Below are 15907 nucleotides of genomic sequence, written 5' to 3'. Positions count from 1 at the left end.
GACCAGCATCGGCGCGATGTCGACGACCTTCACGCTGGCGACCTTCCGCCGTCCGCTCGCTCCGGCGCTCGGGAACCTCGTCGCGGCCACGTTCGGGCTGCTCGTCGCGGGCTTCGTCGCGGCGTATCCGCTGATCGTGCTCGTGGGTCTCGCGCCGTGGCTCGCGATCGCGATCTCCGAGAGCGTCGCGATCGCAGCGCTCGTCGCGATCGCGTGGAGCGATCACGCGCCGCAGCCCGCGGGATCCATTCGCATCGAGGAGGGCCGGCTGCGCTTCGATGCGTGGCGCCGCGCGCCCGTCGACGTGCCGATCACCGACGTGCAGAAGGCGATGATCCTCCAGCACGGAGACGCGCGCCACGACGTGCTCGTCGTGTCGCTCGCGTCGCAGCCCAAGCTGCTCGTGCACGCGCCGCGGCTCGAGCCCGGCGCGACCCTCGAGGACGTGCTCCTCGCGATCGACGACGCGCTGCAGAGCGCGGGTGCGGCGCCCGACGTGCGCGCCGCCTCGCAGCGCGCGGCGCAGGCCGAGACGAAGCGCCAGCGGTTCGTCGCGCTCGCCGGCGTGGTCCTCGTCGCGGCGATGATCCTCCGCGCCCTCGCGGTCATGCTCACCGAGTGAGCGGCGCTCCAGGACCGAGATCACGAGCCCGATCACGACGACGATGATCGACGCGCGCTGATCCTCATCCACGTCCGCGCCATCGCGCTGCTCTCCATCCAGCTCCAGTCGCGCGAAGCGCGCTGCTCTCCATCCGCCTCCAGTCGCGCAAAGCGCGCTGCTCTCCATCCGCCTCCAGTCGCGCGAAGCGCGCTTCTCCATCGGGTTCAGCCGCGCGAAGCGCGCTGCTCTTCACGGGCTCCAGTCGCGCGAAGCGCGCTGCTACGCGCGAACGTCGGAGACGCGCGAACAGCGCGGCACCGTCGTGAGCTCTCCTCACCCTCACCCAGGAAGACGGCAGAACCGCGGTACCGGGCGTGGGGTGGTGGGTCCGGCGGCTTCACGCAGCGGGTCCGCACGACGGCAACGCGAGATCGTCGGCGAGCGAGCGCTGTGCGCGACAGCGCACGAGCGAGCGAAGCTCCGATGCCCGACGCACTCACCGCCACTGAAGGGCAGCCGCGAGTACCAAGCCGCCGGACCCACCACCCCGCGCCGCACGCCGAAGCCTCTCCGTACGGCCGGCCCCACCACCCCGCGCCGCACGCCGAAGCCTTTCCGTGTTACCCCACCGCACATGTCGCTCGGCCCCCAGCCAGATCCGGTCTTCCGCCAGGCCCAAGCGCAGGGCTTGACCCACGTCTATCACGGCGAGACGAACGACCGCGTCGCGCGCTACGTCGCCAGCGCGCCGCTGCCCGCCGAGCTCTCGGGCCGCCTGCTCTTCACGGTCTTCCCCTACGAGGCCGTGTTCGACGAGCACACCGCGCGCTTCGCGCATCCGCACATGCTCACCGCGCCCGGGCGCGTGCTCGCGATCGATCTCGACGCCGATGGCGCGGGCGAGCATCGCCTCACGCTGCGCGCGCTCGACGTGCTGTCGCAGCACCTGCGCGCGATCGCGCCGCAGGCGACGGTGCGCACCGACTTCGCGGAGGTGAGCTGGCTCGGCCTCGCGAACCTCGCGAACACCACGCCCGTGCCCACGTTCGAGATCGGCTCCGGAGGTCGTCGCCTCGTCGTCTCGTACGACGCAGGTCGCCCGACCGAGATCGATCCGCGCGCGCTCTGTCACGTCAGCCCGATCGGCAGTGCCCGCGACTACGAGACCGCGGTGGGCAGCTCCTTCTCGCCGATGATCATGACGAGCGGGCACCCGGTCTACGACCCCGCGTTCGACTCGGGCCGTCCCGCGCTGCTCTTCACCAACGTCGTGCCGCGCGTGCTCGACTTCGTCACGCCGTTCTCGCAGCGAATCGTGCGCGGCGATCTCTACGTGACCGCGTGGGACGGCAGCTCGCGCGGCCCGGCGCGACCGATCCGCGTCCACGTCGACGGCGATCCCGTCACGATGGAGCAGGCGTCCGCGCACCAGATCTGCCTCACGAGGGATCATCTCCTCGTCTTCAACGCGAACCTCGTGCTCAACACGTCGGCGCTCGCCGAGCCGATCCTCGGGCTCCTCACCGAGGAAGTGCGGCGCAAGCTGCCCTCGTTCGCGCGGCCCGCGCTCGACGCGATGTGGCGCCCGCTCGAGCGATTCCTGCGCGCGCCCGTTCCCGGCACCGCGTGCGACCTCTACATCATCCCGAAGGAGGCGCTGCGCCGCGCGCTCGAGGACGGAAGCCGTCGCGTCGACGGACTGCGCGTGCGCCTGCCGGGTGAGCTCAGCCACGCGATCGCCGACTGGGACGACTCGAGCGGGCACCTCACGTTCTACGCGCAGCACAACATCGGCGCGGATCCCGCGGATCAGATCCACGAGGACGACGAGCTCGCGACGGGCGATCGCGTCGACGATCGTTATCGCGGGCTCTTCACGCACGCGACCGATCTCAACCAGGTGCGCAAGCACGTCGTGCACGTGACCTCGAGCACCGCGACGTTGGTGTCGACGAAGTCGTTCCCCGATCCCGCGAGCGCGAGCCAGTTCAAGTACGGCGTGAACCTGCTCCCGCCGTGTCAGCCGCTGCCGTACGAGCTCGCGGGCGGGACGAGCGCGGCGAGCAGCCTCGCGGCCCAGGTCCGCACGCAGACGCACACGTACTGGATCGCGGGCGGGTACCTGCCCGAGATCATGGCGGTGCGCACGTTCGACGACTTCCGCGCGGCGCGCACGCCGAGCGAGCGATTGCTCCCCGAGGCGCAGTTCCTGACGAAGCTCGTCGACCCGGCGAACACGACGCAGCTCTTCCGGCTCGATGCCGATCTGAGCCTCGAGAGCGCGTACGCGTTCCCGCCGGGGTGGCTGATGAGCGCGCCGATCTACGTACCGCGCGCGGGCGGCACGACGACGAAGGACGGATGGCTCGTCGGCTGCGTGTGGGGCCCGACGCACCCGCACGTCGAGCTCTGGATCTTCGACGGACAGCAGTCGCTCGCGGCGGGACCGATCGCGAAGCTCACGCCCGCGCCCGACGAGATCGGCGTGCGCCCCGGCTTCCCGCTGCACGGCTCGTGGATCGATCGCGAAGGCGTCGAGGGCTGGGAGCGCCCCGATCTTCGAGCCGCGATCGTCGACCTCCCGCGCTACGTGAAGGTCGTCGAGACCGCGGTGATGGCCGGCGGCTTCGCGCGCCGCGCGATCGCGCAGCTGTTCACGGGCTGACAGTGGCGGGGCTGCGAGCATCTGCGAAGAAGCGTGAACCCGTAGGCGGTCCTCGGCCGCGCTCGTTGCGCTCCTCCGCCGATTCGAGCGACACATGCGCGCATGGCTTCGCTCACTCCGTTCAGGCAGGGGCGCTTCGATGCGCTCCCCGACGTGCCGCGCGTCGCGCACGGGTTCTTCGAGCGCGAGACGCTCGACGTCGACGTCGCGTGGGGTCCCCGCCGCCGGGCGCGCGTGCACGTTCGCAAGCACGGCAGCGGACCGCCGCTGCTCCTGCTGCACGGCCTGATGACGTCGAGCTACTCGTGGCGCTACGTGCTCGGCCCACTCGGCGAGCGCTTCACGTGTTACGCGCCCGATCTGCCGGGCAACGGCAAGAGCGAGCCGTGCCTCGACGCGTCGTACTCGCCCGCGTCGTTCGTCACGTGGATCGCGGCGCTCCAGGACGCGCTCGGCATCGGCGCGGCGCCGTGCATCGCGAACTCGATGGCGGGTTATCTCGCGATGCACGCGGCGCTCGAGGGCGTCCGCTTCGAGCGGCTGATCCAGGTGCACGGCCCGGGGATCCCCGAGGCACGCTTCGCCGCGCTCGGCGTCGCGCTCTCGCTCCCGTTCGCGCACGACGTGCTCGGCGCCGTCATCGCGCGCGACCCCGAGCGCTGGTGCCACCGCAACGTGCACTACTACGACGAGACGCTGAAGTCGCTCGAGGAAGCGCGCGAGTACGCGGCGCCGCTGCGCACGCGCGAAGGACGACGCGCGCTGAGCAAGTACCTGCAGGAGACGATGGCGATCGGCCCGATGCGCGCGCTGCGCGATCGACTGCAGGCGCGACGTGATCGCGCCGAGGCGTTCCCGGTGCCGCTGATGTTGCTCTATGCGCGGCGCGACCCGATGGTCCCCGCGCGCATCGGCACCGAGTACGCGAAGCTCGTCCCCGGCGCGCGCTTCGAGTGGGTCGAGGACGCGTCGCACTTCGCGCACGTCGACGCGCCCGAGCGCTTCCTGCCGCCGGTGCTGTCGTTCTTGAACGATCGTTCAAGACGCGCGGCGTGAGGCGCGGAGCGCGCCTACCAGCGGATGCGGATCGAGCCGTCTCCGATCGACTCGAGCGCGATCTCGATGCGCGCGCCACCGCCGTAGTGCGCGCACACGCCCTCGACGATGCCGACCTGATAGCTCTCGAGGAACCCGGGGAACCCCATGAACACGATGTCCGCCGCGCGCGCGCTCGAGCGCACGTACTCGACGGTCCCCGCGTTCGAGATCACCGCGTACGCCTGCGGCGCGCGCGAGAGCGCGTCCTCGAGCCGCGGCGCCGCGAGCTCGAACATCAAGCGCCCCGCGCGCGACTGCATGAACGCCGGGAACGCCATCCGCCCGAGCCTGCGCAGCGCAGCGCCGCGCGAGATCCGCGGGTGCAGCACCTCCGCCGCCGCGACCTTCAAGCGCAGCCAATCGGCGCACGGATAGTCGAAGAACGGCAGATAACGCCGCGCCGGCAGGCCCGCGTGCGCCGCGACGTCGAGCCCGGGCACGCGGCCCGAGACCGTCGCGATCAGGTCCGCGAAGAAGAGCCCCTTGACCGTCGCGCGCGGATGCAGCCGCGAGAGGTGCGCCTCGAGGTCGACCGGCGCGTCCTCGCGGGGCGTGCGGAACAGCAGGTCCGTCGTGCGCGAGTGAGGGGCGGTCATGGAACGGCCGGCTGCTTTTGACAGCCCGCGGTGCCATCGTCGAGGGGCTCCGCGCACGGCCCGCGCCGAGGGCCCGTGATATAGACGCGCCACCCCGAGAGCCCCATGAAGCCCCCGATGCAGCAGCAGAAGAAGCCCGACTGGCTGCGCGTGCGCCTCCCCGGCGGCGAGCGTTATCTGGAGATCAAGGAGCGCCTCCGCAGGCTCGATCTCCACACGGTGTGCGAGGAGGCGCGCTGTCCGAACGTCGGTGAGTGCTGGGGCGAGGGCACCGCGACGATCATGATCCTCGGCGAGACGTGCACCCGCGGGTGTCGTTTCTGCGCGGTGAACACCGGCGATCCCGGCGGTGTCACCGATCCGCGCGAGCCCGAGAACGTCGGGCGCGCGCTCGGCGAGATGGGCCTCGCGTACGTCGTGCTCACGATGGTCGATCGCGACGATCTGCTCGACGGGGGCGCCGACCACGTCGCGCGCACCGTGCAGCGCATCAAGCACCACGCGCCCGACATGCTCGTCGAGACGCTGGTGGGCGACTTCCAGGGCGTGCGCAACGACGTCGCGACCGTCGTGAGCGAAGGGCGCCCCGACGTGTTCGCGCACAACGTCGAGGTCGTGCCCGCGCTGCAGCGCGCGATGCGCGACGCGCGGTGCTCGTGGCAGCGCTCGGTCGACGTGCTGCGCTGGGCGAAGGAAGAGGGCGCGAACGTCACGAAGACGTCGCTGATGGTCGGGTGCGGCGAGACCGAGGAGCAGGTGCTCGACGCGATGAGGTCGCTGCGCGACGCGCAGGTCGACGTGCTCACGATCGGGCAGTACCTGCGCCCTTCGCCGAAGCACGCGGAGCTGAAGCGCTACGTCGAGCCCGCGGAGTTCGATCGGTATCGCGACGCGGGGCTCGAGATGGGCTTCCGCTTCGTCGCGAGCGGTCCGCTCGTTCGCTCGAGCTATCGCGCGGCGGAGGCGTTCCTCAAGGGGATCCTCAAGGGCGTGCCGACGAGCGCGGCGTTCGAGGATCGTTACGGCAAGAAGACGCGCCTCCACGTCATCTCGTGAGCCGCGCTCGGGTCGCCGCAGCGCGGATCACGACCCGGCGGTCGCGCGGCTCTGCGTTCGCGACCATCGGAACGATGCCTCGCGTGCTCGCACGCGAGCCGTGATCGCGCGCAGCAACGCCGGCGACGCCGTGCCGCTCGTCGGCACGAGGACGAACTGCTCGGTGCGCGCCGCGCCGGAGCCGAGCTCGGGATGTCGGAGCTCGATCGCGACGCCGCCCGTCGCACAAACGAACCGCGCGATCACGCGATCGTGATCGATCGCGGCTCCGTCCCACGTGCACCCGTCGGGAAGCGGATCGCCCTCCCCGAGCATCGCCGCGACCGTCGCCTCCTGACCCGGCGCGATCACGTGAGGCGCTGCGGGGCTCCCGTCGTGCGCGCCGCTGCAGGCGCTCACCAACGCGAGCCACAGGAGCGCGATGCGCGAGCGTGTCAGCGAGCACACCTCGTCGTCCACGTGTCGTCGTCCTCGCTCTCGCGCGACGCGAGGGCGACGGCATTCTACGTCGTGTCGCGCGCGCGGGCGCGGCCCCGTCGTGACCGGCCCGCGCGGCGCGCGATCACGCCTCGCGCGGATGGATCGCCACCGGCGGCACGACCTCGCGGCGATAGCCGATGCTCGGCACCACGAGGCGCCGACGGTTGAAGCGCGCGCCCACGATCCCGCCGATCGTGCCGGACACCGCGGCGAGGAGCAGCGTCCCGAACGCGATCCACGCCGCGATCGTCGACGCCGTCGCGACCTGCTGCGCATCGCGTCGCGACAGATCGGGACCCATGTCCTCGAGGCCCTGAGGCATCTGCATGCCGCGCACGTCCGGCTCCGGCATGATCATCCCGCTCGCCTGCGCGATCAGCGACTGCACGCCGCCGGTCACGAACCACAGGAAGAGCAGCAGCGAGAGCGCCCACACCACCATGCCCTCGATCGCGCCGAGCGTGCGCGTCGTCTCTCGCGCGCTGATGCCCGCGACGAGACCGCCGCAGAACACCGAGATCAGGTTGCTCACGAGGTACCAGATGCCGACGCCGATCCCGGCGTCGCGCGCGGTGCTCGCGTCGGTGCTCGCACCGACCGTCGTCGCGCCGATCGCGAGCCCGAGCGTCGTCAGCAGGATCTGCACGGCGAGCGCGACCACGACTCCGCCGAAGATCGCGCGCCAGTTGATGGTGGTGAGCGGCAACGCGCCGCTCGGAACGTAGGTGCTCGTCTCGTCCACGCGTTCCATCGCTCGTCCTCCGGGCGCGCAGCCGTTACAAGGCGCGTGCCGGCGCGCAGCACGCGTCGCGACGCGAGCTGCCACGCGAGATCGCGCGCCCCGGCCCACACGGATCGGCCTCGCGGGGCCTATCCTGGCGAGGAGCACCGATGAACGACACGCGTCCGACTCGGCCCAAGCACTTCTCGATGCTGCGCACGTTCGTGCTCGCCGACCTCGTCACGATGGCGAACGCGGCGAGCGGCACCGGCGCGATCTTCCTCTGTCTCCGCTACGTCGCGGAGCGCGACCCCGCCTACGCGCTCGGCGCGTTCGCGCTCCTGCCGATCGCGCTCGTCGCGGACGTGCTCGACGGAGCGGTCGCGCGATGGCGTCGCAGGCAGTCACCGCTCGGCGCGGACCTCGACTCGCTCGCCGACGTCGTGAGCTTCGGCGTCGCGCCCGCGGTGCTCGCGTTCGCGCTCGGCATGGACGGCGGGTGGGACGCGCTCGTGCTCGTGTACTTCGTCGCGTGCGGGATCAGCCGCCTCGCTCGGTACAACGTGACGGCGAGCGCGCTCTCGGGCGACGACGGGAAGGTGAAGTACTACGAGGGCACGCCGATCCCGACGAGCCTCGGTCTGGTCGCGATCCTCGGCGGCGCGTTCTGGGCCGGCGCGGTGCACGACCAGCTCTGGCTCGGCGCGCTCCGGATTGGTCCGTGGGAGCTGCACCCGTTGGTCCTGATCTACGCGCTCAGCGGGTCCGCGATGATCAGCGCTTCTCTGCGGATTCCGAAGCCCTAGCCGCCGGTTCGACGTCAATCACCCTCGGGACCGAGGGTTTCCCCGATATGTTCGAGCGGAGGGCCGTGTCGCAGACTCGATGCTCATGGATCCGCACGGCGCCGATCGATCGCGCACCCGCACGCGGCCCTCGCTCCCGCGGGTGGATGCGGCGCGCGCGCACGTGCTGATCGTCGACGACGAGGCCGCGCTGCGCGACGTGCTCCGCACGGTCCTGCGCGCGCGCTTCGACGTGAGCGTGGCCGAGCACGGCGGCGAAGCGATGCGCGTGATCGAGGCGAACGACGCCGATATCGATCTCGTGCTGAGCGACGTGCGCATGCCGTGGGTCCACGGCGTCGAGCTCCACCGCGGGCTCGTCGCGCGCCAGCACCCGCTCGCGCAGCGCTTCGTGTGGATGACCGGCGGCGGGCTCTCCGAAGCGCTGCGTCGCTACGTGAGCGCGACCGGGCTGCCGGTGATCGACAAGCCGTTCCGCCTCGACGAGCTCGAGTCGATGCTCGCGCGGCTCACCGCGCCCGACGATGCCGCACCGCCCGACGCGAGCGCGGGCTGACGCAGCGCGTCGTCCCACGTACGCGGAGGTCGGTCACAGCGCGCGCGCAACGGGATTGCGCGTCGTGTTATAGGAGCCGCCGATCATGGCGGACCTGCTCGCGATCCACCGTCACGCGGTGCGCGCGCGGCTGCTCGACGAGCGTCTCACCCAGCTCGCGCGCGCCGGTCGCATCGGCTTCCATCCCGACGCGCGAGGCTTCGAGCCCGCGATCGCCGCGGCCGTGCTCGCGATGCGCGCGGAGGACGCGATCTTCCCGAGCGCGCGCGACCACGCAGCGTTTCTCGTGCGCGGCCTGCCGATCTCGCGCTACGTCGCGCACGCGTTCGGCAGCGTCGAAGATCCGATGCGCGGTCACGCGGCGCCGGGGCACCTCGCGTCGCGCGAGCTGCGCATCGCCGCGGCGTCGGGCCTCGTCTCGAACCACATGACGCACGCAGCGGGCTACGCGTGGGCCGCGAAGCTGCGCGGCGAGACGTGCGCGGTGCTCACGATGTTCGCGGACACGGCCGCGGACGCGGGCGACTTCCACAGCGCGGTGAACTTCGCGGGCGCGACGAAGGCGCCGGTGATCTTCTTCTGCCGCACCGATCGCACGCGCAGCGCGCACCCGCCGACGCCGATCGATCGCGTCGCGGACAAGGGCATCGCGTACGGCGTCGAGAGCCTCGTGTGCTCGGCGGACGATGCGGGCGCGGTCGCGAGCGCGATGGCGCAGGCGCACCAGCGCGCGCTCGCGGGCGAAGGCCCGACGCTCGTCGAGGCGATCCGCGAGAGCAAGAGCGATCCGATCGAGGCGCTCGAGGCGCGTCTGTCGTCGGAGGGTCACTGGGACGCGCACCGCGCGCTCGAGCTGCGACGCGAGCTGATGACGGAGATCGAGTCCGCCGTCGCGCACGCGCAGCAGGTCGGCGCGCCGCCGCGCGAGGCGGTGTTCGAGGACGTGTACGCGACGCTGCCGCGCCACCTCGAGGACCAGCGCACGACCCTGCTCGCGACCGCCAACCACGAAGATCGTTGATCGACGGAGCCGACGAGACGATGACGCAGAAGAACATGGTGCAGGCGATCAACGAGGCGCTCCGCCTCGAGATGCGCCGCGACGAGCGCGTGGTCGTGATGGGCGAGGACGTCGGCAAGGTCGGCGGCGTCTTCCGCGTGACGCAGGGCCTCTGGGACGAGTTCGGCGACGGCCGCGTGATCGACACGCCGCTCAACGAGGGCGGGATCATCGGCACCGCGATCGGCATGGCGGCGTACGGGATGCGCCCGGTGCCCGAGATCCAGTTCGCCGACTTCATCTATCCCGCGTTCGATCAGATCGTCAGCGAGGCCGCGAAGTCCCGCTATCGCTCGGGCGGCGAGTACCCGTGCCCGATGGTGATCCGCACGCCGTACGGCGGCGGCATCAAGGGCGGCGCGTACCACTCGCAGTCGCCCGAGGCGCTCTTCATCCACACCGCGGGCCTGAAGGTCGTGTGCCCGAGCAACCCGTACGACGCGAAGGGCCTGCTCGCGGCGGCGATCCAGGACGACGATCCGGTGCTCTTCTTCGAGCCGAAGCGCGTGTACCGCGCGGTGAAGATGGACGTGCCGGACGAGGCGTACACGCTGCCGCTCGGCGAGGCGAAGGTGGTGCGCGAGGGAGACTCGCTCACGCTGGTCGCGTGGGGCGCGATGCTCTACGAGGCGCTGAGCGCGGCGGAGCAGGTCGCGGAGCAGGGCATCTCGTGCGAGGTGATCGATCTGCGCACGCTGTGGCCGCTCGACCTCGACACGATCGTGCGCAGCGTCGAGAAGACCGGGCGTATCGTGGTCGTGCACGAGGCGCCGAAGGCGTGCGGGTTCGGCGCGGAGATCCTGCAGCTCGTCAGCGAGAAGTCGTTCCTGCACTTCCAGGCGCCGCCGGCGCGCGTGACGGGCTGGGACACGCCGTTCCCGTACACGCTCGAGAACGAGTACCTGCCGCTCGCGCACCGCGTCGTTCCCCAGCTCATCGCCACTGCGAATTACTGAGAGGCACCATGGCTCGCTTCGAGTTCAAGCTTCCCGACATCGGTGAAGGCGTCGCCGAGGGCGAGATCGTCGCCTGGCACGTCAACGTCGGCGATCAGGTCAAGGAAGACCAGGCGATGGTCGAGGTGATGACCGACAAGGCGACGGTCACCATCGGCGCGCCGAAGAAGGGCACGATCCTCGAGACGTGCGCGACCGTCGGGCAGGTGATGCCGGTCGGCGGGCTGCTCGTCGTGATCGAGACCGAGGGCGCAGCCGTGGTCGCGCCCGCGAAGCCCGCGCCCGCGCAGCCTCCCGTGGCCGCGAAGCCCGCGCCCGCGCCGGTCGCGCCGAAGGCCGCGCCTGCGCCCGCGGCGGCGACCGCGGCGGCGATGCAGGGCACGGTCGCGAGCGCGAAGAGCGAGCCCGCCGCGACGGCCGTCGGCGACATCAAGGACACGCTTCCTGGCGCTGGCTTCTTCGACAAGATCGCGACTCCGTCGAAGAGCGCGAACGGCGCGAACGGACACGCGCACGCGGTCGTCAGCGAGCGCCCGCTCGCGACGCCGGCGACGCGTCAGCTCGCGCGCGAGCTCGAGGTCGACCTGCGCTTCGTCACCGGCACCGGCCCCGGTGGGCGCATCACCAACGAAGACGTGCGCGGCTTCGCGGGCGGCGCGCCGACGCGTGCGATCGAGGCTCCTTCGACGCCGCCGCCCGCTGCGCCCGTCGCGAGCGCGAAGGGACGCGCGCCGATCGCGATCACGCCGCCCGCGGGCACCGAGAAGGCGCTCGAGGAGCGCAAGCCGTTCGTCGGGATGCGCCGGAAGATCGCGGAGCGCATGCAGACGTCGAAGAACACCGCGGCGCACTTCACGTTCGTCGAGGAGTGCGACGTCGCGAAGATCAAGGAGCTGCGCGCGCGCCTCAAGCCCGCGGCCGAGAAGGCGGGCGTGAAGCTCACGTTCCTGCCCTTCATCGTGAAGGCGGTCGTGGCCGCGCTGAAGAAGCACCCCGTGCTCAACAGCGCGCTCGACGAGAGCACGAACGAGCTCGTCTACCGCAAGTACTTCCACATCGGCATCGCGGCCTCGACCGATCAGGGCCTGATGGTGCCGGTCGTGAAGGACGCGGACCGCAAGTCGATCCTCGAGATCGCGGCGGAGATCGATCGGCTCGGCGCGGCGGCGAAGAGCGGCTCGATCCAGAGCGCGGACCTGCAGGGCTCGACGTTCACCATCACGTCGCTCGGCACGCAGGGCGGGCTCTTCGCGACGCCGGTGCTCAACTTCCCCGAGGTCGGCATCCTCGGCGTGCACCAGATCAAGCAGAAGCCGGTGGTGCGCGACGACCAGATCGTGATCGGCGAGATCATGCTGCTCTCGCTCTCGTTCGATCACCGCATCGTCGACGGCCACGTCGGCGCGGCGTTCGCGTACGACATCATCGGTTACCTCGAAGACCCCGACCGCCTCTTCCTCGAGATGGCCTGATCTGCGCTCGTGACGTGTCGTCGTGACCCGGTTCGCCGGGACGGCGACACGATCACGCGTGGTACGGTCATCGTCGATGACGTCGGCGCGGGCGACGAGCGAGCCGATCGGGGCGCTGCCCGAAGGCACGCGCTTCGGACGCTATCGCACGGTCGCGCGGATCGGCGGGGGCGGGATGGCGGAGGTCTATCTCGCCAGCCTCGTCGGTGAGCTCGGGTTCGCGCAATCGTTCGTGCTCAAACGAATTCTCCCCGAGCTCGCGGGGGACGAGCGCTTCGTCGCGATGCTCGCCGACGAGGCGCGGCTCGCGGCGCACGTGCGGCATCGAAGCGTCGCGCAGGTGATCGAGCTCGTCTCGACGCCCGAGCTCGCGATCGTGATGGAGCTCGTCGAGGGCGAGACGCTCGCCGGGCTCCTGCGCGCGACCGCCGCCTCCGGCGTGCGGCTGCCGGTTCACGTGATCGCGTACGTCGTCGCGGAGATCGCGGCGGGGCTGCACGCCGCGCACACCATCGTCGACGGGTCCGGCGCGCCGCTGAACCTCGTGCATCGCGACGTGTCGCCGTCGAACGTGATGATCACGCTCGACGGCAGCGTGAAGCTGCTCGACTTCGGCGTCGCGGCCGCGGAAGGACGGCTCGCGCGCACGCGCACCGGCGAGCTGAAGGGCAAGCTCGCGTACACCGCGCCCGAAGCGCTCGACGGCGGTCGGCCCGATGCGCGCTGGGACGTGTTCTCGCTCGGGTGCGTGCTGTGGGAAGCGCTCACGGGCGAACGGCTCTTCAAGCGCGAGTCGGAGGCCGCGACGATCCGCGCGGTGCTCGACGGAGAGATCGCGGCGCCCTCGGTGCTCGCGCCGGACGTCACGCCCGCGCTCGATCGGGCGTGCCTCGCCGCGCTGGCGCGCGATCCCGCGGCGCGCACGTCGAGCATGGCCGAGCTGCGCGCGCAGCTGCTGCCTTTCGTGACGTCGAGCAGCGCCGACGATGCGGCTGCGCTCCTCCGCGCGCACTGCCGCGCGCGCCTGGACGCGATGGCTGCGCTGCGCCGCGGAGCGGACACGTCGTTCGCGCCCATCGCGGCGGAAGGCGAGTCGCGGGTCCGCATCACGCAATCCGGGCGCGCGCGCTCGAACCGCGGGTGGTGGCTCGCGGCGCTCGCGGTGGTCGCGTTCGCGGCCGTCGGCGGCGTGCTCGCGGCGCGCGCGACGCCGGCCGCCGTCGTGCCGGTCGCGAGCACGACCATGGCAGTACCGCCTCCGATCGTGAGCGCCAGTCCGTCGCCCGAGCGTGCCAGTCCGTCCGACGAGCGAGAGAGTCCGCCTCCGGCGCCGGTGCGCGCGATTCGAGTCAGCAGCACGCCACGCGCCGAGGTGCGCGAAGGAGACGTCGTGCTCGGGCGAACGCCGCTCTCGCTCGACGTCGCGACGCCGCGCGAGATCACGCTGCACCAGCCGCGCTTCCGCCCGGCGCGCGTGCGGCTCTCTCCGTCGTCGCCGGAGTCCGTCGAGGTCACGCTCTCGCGTGCTCGTGGTGGTCAATCGCGCGACGACTACGATCTCTGGGACTGATCAGAACAGCACGCGCAGCGCGGTCGCCTCGGGGTCGCTCTCGCCCTCCGCGTTGTCTCGCACCTCGATCTCGCCGAGCACGTTCAGGCCGAGATCCCACGTGTCTTCGTTCGCGAATCGAATCGCGTACTCCGCGCGATCACGCACGCTCTCCGAGCGCGACGGGACCCAGAGCGCGACTCGATAGGTCCCCGGCGCGATCGACGCGGGCAGTCGGATGCGCGCATCGAGCGCGTGAGCCTGCCCGGGCACGAAACGCCGCACGTCGGTGCCGGGCAGCTCGACCTCGTGACGCACGCCCGGCCCTTCGATCACGAGCCAGACGTCGCGGCGGTTCATGGGCGCCGCGAACCCGCGGTTCTCGAGCTGCGCGCGCAGTCGGAACGAGCCGCCGGGCCTGATCGCGTCGGGAATCTCCGCGCTCCCGAGCACGAATCGATATCCGAGGCGCGACTGGATCTCGTCCATGCACCCTTCGGCCTCGAGCGCGTCGAGCACCTCGGTGTTGTAGTCGTCGCTCAAGAACGTGTAGTGGAACAGCGCGAGCTCGGAGAGCGCCGTGGCGCAGTTGGCGCGCCCCGAGGGCTGACACATCGATCCTCCGACCGGCACGAAGGGCGACTCCGATTCCATGTAGTCGCGCCAGCGATCCACGGCGCCCGCGAACGTCCCGCCGTCGTCCTCGCTGCCGAGGAAGCACTCGTTGTGGTGCCCGACGCGCGACGCGTACGCGTCGCTCCACGCCATCCCGACCGCGACGGGATTCCCGTACATGTCGCTCTTGAGCTCGGGGCGGCGCACCAGCGCGGTGCGCTCCTCGAGCGCGTCGAGCAGCGCCTCGACGACCGCGCGCTGCTGCGGCGGTCCCTCGTTGCCGTGGCTCGACTCGCGCCACTCGCCGTACACGCCGATGAAGCCGGCTTCGATCGTCGCGATCACGTCGGCGTTGCGCGAGAGCACGCCGCGCAGCTGCTCGATGTGCGCGAGGATCTGCGAGAGCGTCGCGTCGGCGCCGCCGTCGGCCTCGTTGTACGAAAAGCGCAGCACCGCGGACGCGCCGGACTCGCGCAGCTCGCCGAGCCCGCGCTCGAGCGCGTCGAGGAACGTCGTCGGCAGCGCGGTCTCGCGATAGGGCTCGAGCAGCACGAGATCGTACGTGAGCGTCACGCCGCGCTCGACCGCGAGGAAGTCGGCGTTGGTGAGCGTCGTGAGATCGGCGCCCGCGAAGAAGCCGCGCTCGGGGTTCAGAATCGGCGTGGTGATCTCGGTGTAGGTGCGCGCGCGGGTCGGTGCGTCGCCGCTGACGCCCGCATCGCCTTCGCCGGCCTGGCGCGCGCACACGTCGGCGACGCACACGTAGCCAGTCGGACAGGGGCAAGCACGACCTTCGATGCGAGGCGCATCGAAGGTGCACGACGTCGTCGTGGCGAGCGCGAGGAGGCACGCGACGCGCAGATCAGAAACGAAGCTCGACGCCCTGCTCCGAGATGCGCGCTCGATCGCCATCGCTCGATCCTCCGCTCGAGAGCTCCACGATCAGCCAGATGGTCCCGGTGACGAGCAGCCCAGCGCCCACGGCCCATGCGATCGTCGCGCCGAGCGCGAGATCGTTGGCGCGCGCGTGGGCGTCGGCGGCATCGCGGCCCGAGGTCGATGGGTGCTGCGACTGCGCGTCCGCGTCGAGCGCGAGCGCGGTGAGCGCGCCGCCGACCGCGAGCCCCGCGATGCCCACGCCGCCGAGGACGAAGGGCGTGGGCGTCAGGCTCGGGCCGGCCGGTGCGGGCGCGATCACCGCGGGCTCCGGCTCGGGCTCGAGCGGCACCGCAGCCGCCGCGGCGCGCGCTTCCTCTTCGCGCTGACGCGCGCGTGCGCTCTCCTCGCGCACCACGACGAGCCGTTCCTCGACGCGCTGTCGCTGGGCGCGATCGCGGATCGACGCGAGGTACACGAGATACGCGCGCTCCGCGTCGTCCCAGCGCTCGAGGCGCTCGTAACAGCGGCCGAGGTTGAACTGGAACGCGGCGGTCGGGCGCACCGAGATCGCCTCTTCGAGGAGCTGCGCGGCGGCCTCGTAGCGACCTTCGTCGTACGCGATCTCGGCAGCGTGGAAGAGCGTGTCGGCCCGTGAGCGCGCGCGTCGGTCCCGCTGTGCTTCGGCGGTCGGTACGACCAGGAGCAGCAGTGCGAGCGCGACCAAGAAAGGCATGCCTGCGGGCACGGTAGCACGAGCCACGGCGCCCACGTGGGCATCGAGCGCGCCTCCGCGA

15 protein-coding genes are annotated in these 15907 nt (G+C 71.5%); 10 read left to right on the top strand and 5 right to left on the bottom strand.

The annotated features are described in order from the left end of the window. Positions 1–16 precede the first annotated feature (16 nt). From DB32_RS04425 to DB32_RS04415, 3 genes are all read left to right on the top strand, one after another. Positions 17–622, top strand: coding sequence for a hypothetical protein (locus DB32_RS04425; RefSeq protein ID WP_053231168.1), 606 nt, complete (start codon positions 17–19; stop codon positions 620–622). Positions 623–1238: 616 nt separating this feature from the next. Then, positions 1239–3269 carry a carotenoid oxygenase family protein gene (locus DB32_RS04420; protein ID WP_083457140.1) on the top strand — a complete coding sequence of 677 codons (2031 nt, stop codon included), beginning with the start codon at positions 1239–1241 and terminating at the stop codon, positions 3267–3269. Between the two features lie 102 nt (positions 3270–3371). Next, positions 3372–4325, top strand: a complete 954-nt coding sequence (locus tag DB32_RS04415) for an alpha/beta fold hydrolase (protein ID WP_053231166.1) — start codon at positions 3372–3374, stop codon at positions 4323–4325. A 14-nt stretch (positions 4326–4339) separates the two neighbouring features. Here DB32_RS04415 and DB32_RS04410 read toward each other — a convergent pair whose 3' ends face one another. Beyond that, on the bottom strand, positions 4340–4963 hold the full coding sequence (locus DB32_RS04410; RefSeq protein WP_053231165.1) for a DUF2378 family protein: 624 nt from the start codon (positions 4961–4963) through the stop codon (positions 4340–4342). A 105-nt stretch (positions 4964–5068) separates the two neighbouring features. Here DB32_RS04410 and lipA point away from each other — a divergent pair, with 105 nt between their 5' ends. Continuing rightward, positions 5069–6019 carry a lipoyl synthase gene (lipA, locus tag DB32_RS04405; RefSeq protein WP_075097445.1) on the top strand — a complete coding sequence of 317 codons (951 nt, stop codon included), beginning with the start codon at positions 5069–5071 and terminating at the stop codon, positions 6017–6019. A gap of 27 nt (positions 6020–6046) precedes the next feature. On the opposite strand, the gene DB32_RS49005 is transcribed toward lipA, so the two are convergent. Both DB32_RS49005 and DB32_RS04395 read right to left on the bottom strand, forming a co-directional pair. Next, a complete protein-coding gene (locus tag DB32_RS49005) occupies positions 6047–6478 on the bottom strand; it encodes a hypothetical protein (RefSeq protein WP_053231164.1) in 432 nt (143 codons plus the stop codon). 103 nt (positions 6479–6581) lie between these two features. Beyond that, positions 6582–7250 (bottom strand): hypothetical protein, encoded by a 669-nt coding sequence (locus DB32_RS04395; RefSeq protein ID WP_053231163.1) that lies wholly within the window; start codon positions 7248–7250, stop codon positions 6582–6584. Positions 7251–7390: 140 nt separating this feature from the next. On the opposite strand from DB32_RS04395, the gene DB32_RS04390 reads away from it, so the two are divergent. From DB32_RS04390 to DB32_RS04365, 6 genes are all read left to right on the top strand, one after another. Continuing rightward, positions 7391–8026, top strand: coding sequence for a CDP-alcohol phosphatidyltransferase family protein (locus DB32_RS04390; protein WP_053231162.1), 636 nt, complete (start codon positions 7391–7393; stop codon positions 8024–8026). Between the two features lie 85 nt (positions 8027–8111). Further along, positions 8112–8582, top strand: coding sequence for a response regulator (locus DB32_RS04385; RefSeq protein ID WP_169791334.1), 471 nt, complete (start codon positions 8112–8114; stop codon positions 8580–8582). Between the two features lie 85 nt (positions 8583–8667). Beyond that, entirely contained in the window at positions 8668–9603 is a 936-nt protein-coding gene (locus DB32_RS04380; protein ID WP_053231160.1) for a thiamine pyrophosphate-dependent dehydrogenase E1 component subunit alpha, read from the top strand. Positions 9604–9623: 20 nt separating this feature from the next. Continuing rightward, positions 9624–10598: an alpha-ketoacid dehydrogenase subunit beta gene (locus DB32_RS04375; protein WP_053238678.1), complete on the top strand. Its 975-nt coding sequence runs from the start codon at positions 9624–9626 to the stop codon at positions 10596–10598. Positions 10599–10606: 8 nt separating this feature from the next. After that, positions 10607–12070, top strand: a complete 1464-nt coding sequence (locus DB32_RS04370) for a dihydrolipoamide acetyltransferase family protein (RefSeq protein ID WP_053231159.1) — start codon at positions 10607–10609, stop codon at positions 12068–12070. Positions 12071–12146: 76 nt separating this feature from the next. Then, positions 12147–13640, top strand: coding sequence for a serine/threonine-protein kinase (locus DB32_RS04365; protein ID WP_053231158.1), 1494 nt, complete (start codon positions 12147–12149; stop codon positions 13638–13640). On the opposite strand, the gene DB32_RS04360 is transcribed toward DB32_RS04365, so the two are convergent. Together DB32_RS04360 and DB32_RS04355 are read right to left on the bottom strand one after the other, a co-directional pair. After that, the gene (locus DB32_RS04360; protein WP_053231157.1) at positions 13641–15146 is read right to left on the bottom strand and encodes a DUF4832 domain-containing protein; all 1506 of its coding nucleotides are present in this window, start codon (positions 15144–15146) and stop codon (positions 13641–13643) included. It lies immediately after the preceding gene. Beyond that, positions 15097–15846 (bottom strand): tetratricopeptide repeat protein, encoded by a 750-nt coding sequence (locus DB32_RS04355; RefSeq protein WP_053231156.1) that lies wholly within the window; start codon positions 15844–15846, stop codon positions 15097–15099. Before DB32_RS04355 ends, DB32_RS04360 begins: the two co-directional genes overlap by 50 nt. Positions 15847–15907: the final 61 nt, after the last annotated feature.

It is taken from the genome of Sandaracinus amylolyticus, from assembly GCF_000737325.1.
Lineage (GTDB): Bacteria > Myxococcota_A > Polyangia > Polyangiales > Sandaracinaceae > Sandaracinus > Sandaracinus amylolyticus.
Note: the sequence above shows the minus strand (reverse complement) of the source record. Positions and strands in the feature narration are given on the sequence as shown.

Coding starts and splice junctions, on each gene's coding strand:
- DB32_RS04355 (WP_053231156.1), bottom strand. CDS start 15,846: ATGCCTTTCTTGGTCGCGCTCGCACTGCTGCTCCTGGTCGTACCGACC.
- DB32_RS04380 (WP_053231160.1), top strand. CDS start 8,668: ATGGCGGACCTGCTCGCGATCCACCGTCACGCGGTGCGCGCGCGGCTG.
- DB32_RS04360 (WP_053231157.1), bottom strand. CDS start 15,146: ATGGCGATCGAGCGCGCATCTCGGAGCAGGGCGTCGAGCTTCGTTTCT.
- DB32_RS04410 (WP_053231165.1), bottom strand. CDS start 4,963: ATGACCGCCCCTCACTCGCGCACGACGGACCTGCTGTTCCGCACGCCC.
- lipA (WP_075097445.1), top strand. CDS start 5,069: ATGAAGCCCCCGATGCAGCAGCAGAAGAAGCCCGACTGGCTGCGCGTG.
- DB32_RS04420 (WP_083457140.1), top strand. CDS start 1,239: ATGTCGCTCGGCCCCCAGCCAGATCCGGTCTTCCGCCAGGCCCAAGCG.
- DB32_RS04390 (WP_053231162.1), top strand. CDS start 7,391: ATGAACGACACGCGTCCGACTCGGCCCAAGCACTTCTCGATGCTGCGC.
- DB32_RS04395 (WP_053231163.1), bottom strand. CDS start 7,250: ATGGAACGCGTGGACGAGACGAGCACCTACGTTCCGAGCGGCGCGTTG.
- DB32_RS04415 (WP_053231166.1), top strand. CDS start 3,372: ATGGCTTCGCTCACTCCGTTCAGGCAGGGGCGCTTCGATGCGCTCCCC.
- DB32_RS04425 (WP_053231168.1), top strand. CDS start 17: ATGTCGACGACCTTCACGCTGGCGACCTTCCGCCGTCCGCTCGCTCCG.
- DB32_RS04365 (WP_053231158.1), top strand. CDS start 12,147: ATGACGTCGGCGCGGGCGACGAGCGAGCCGATCGGGGCGCTGCCCGAA.
- DB32_RS04375 (WP_053238678.1), top strand. CDS start 9,624: ATGACGCAGAAGAACATGGTGCAGGCGATCAACGAGGCGCTCCGCCTC.
- DB32_RS04370 (WP_053231159.1), top strand. CDS start 10,607: ATGGCTCGCTTCGAGTTCAAGCTTCCCGACATCGGTGAAGGCGTCGCC.
- DB32_RS04385 (WP_169791334.1), top strand. CDS start 8,112: ATGGATCCGCACGGCGCCGATCGATCGCGCACCCGCACGCGGCCCTCG.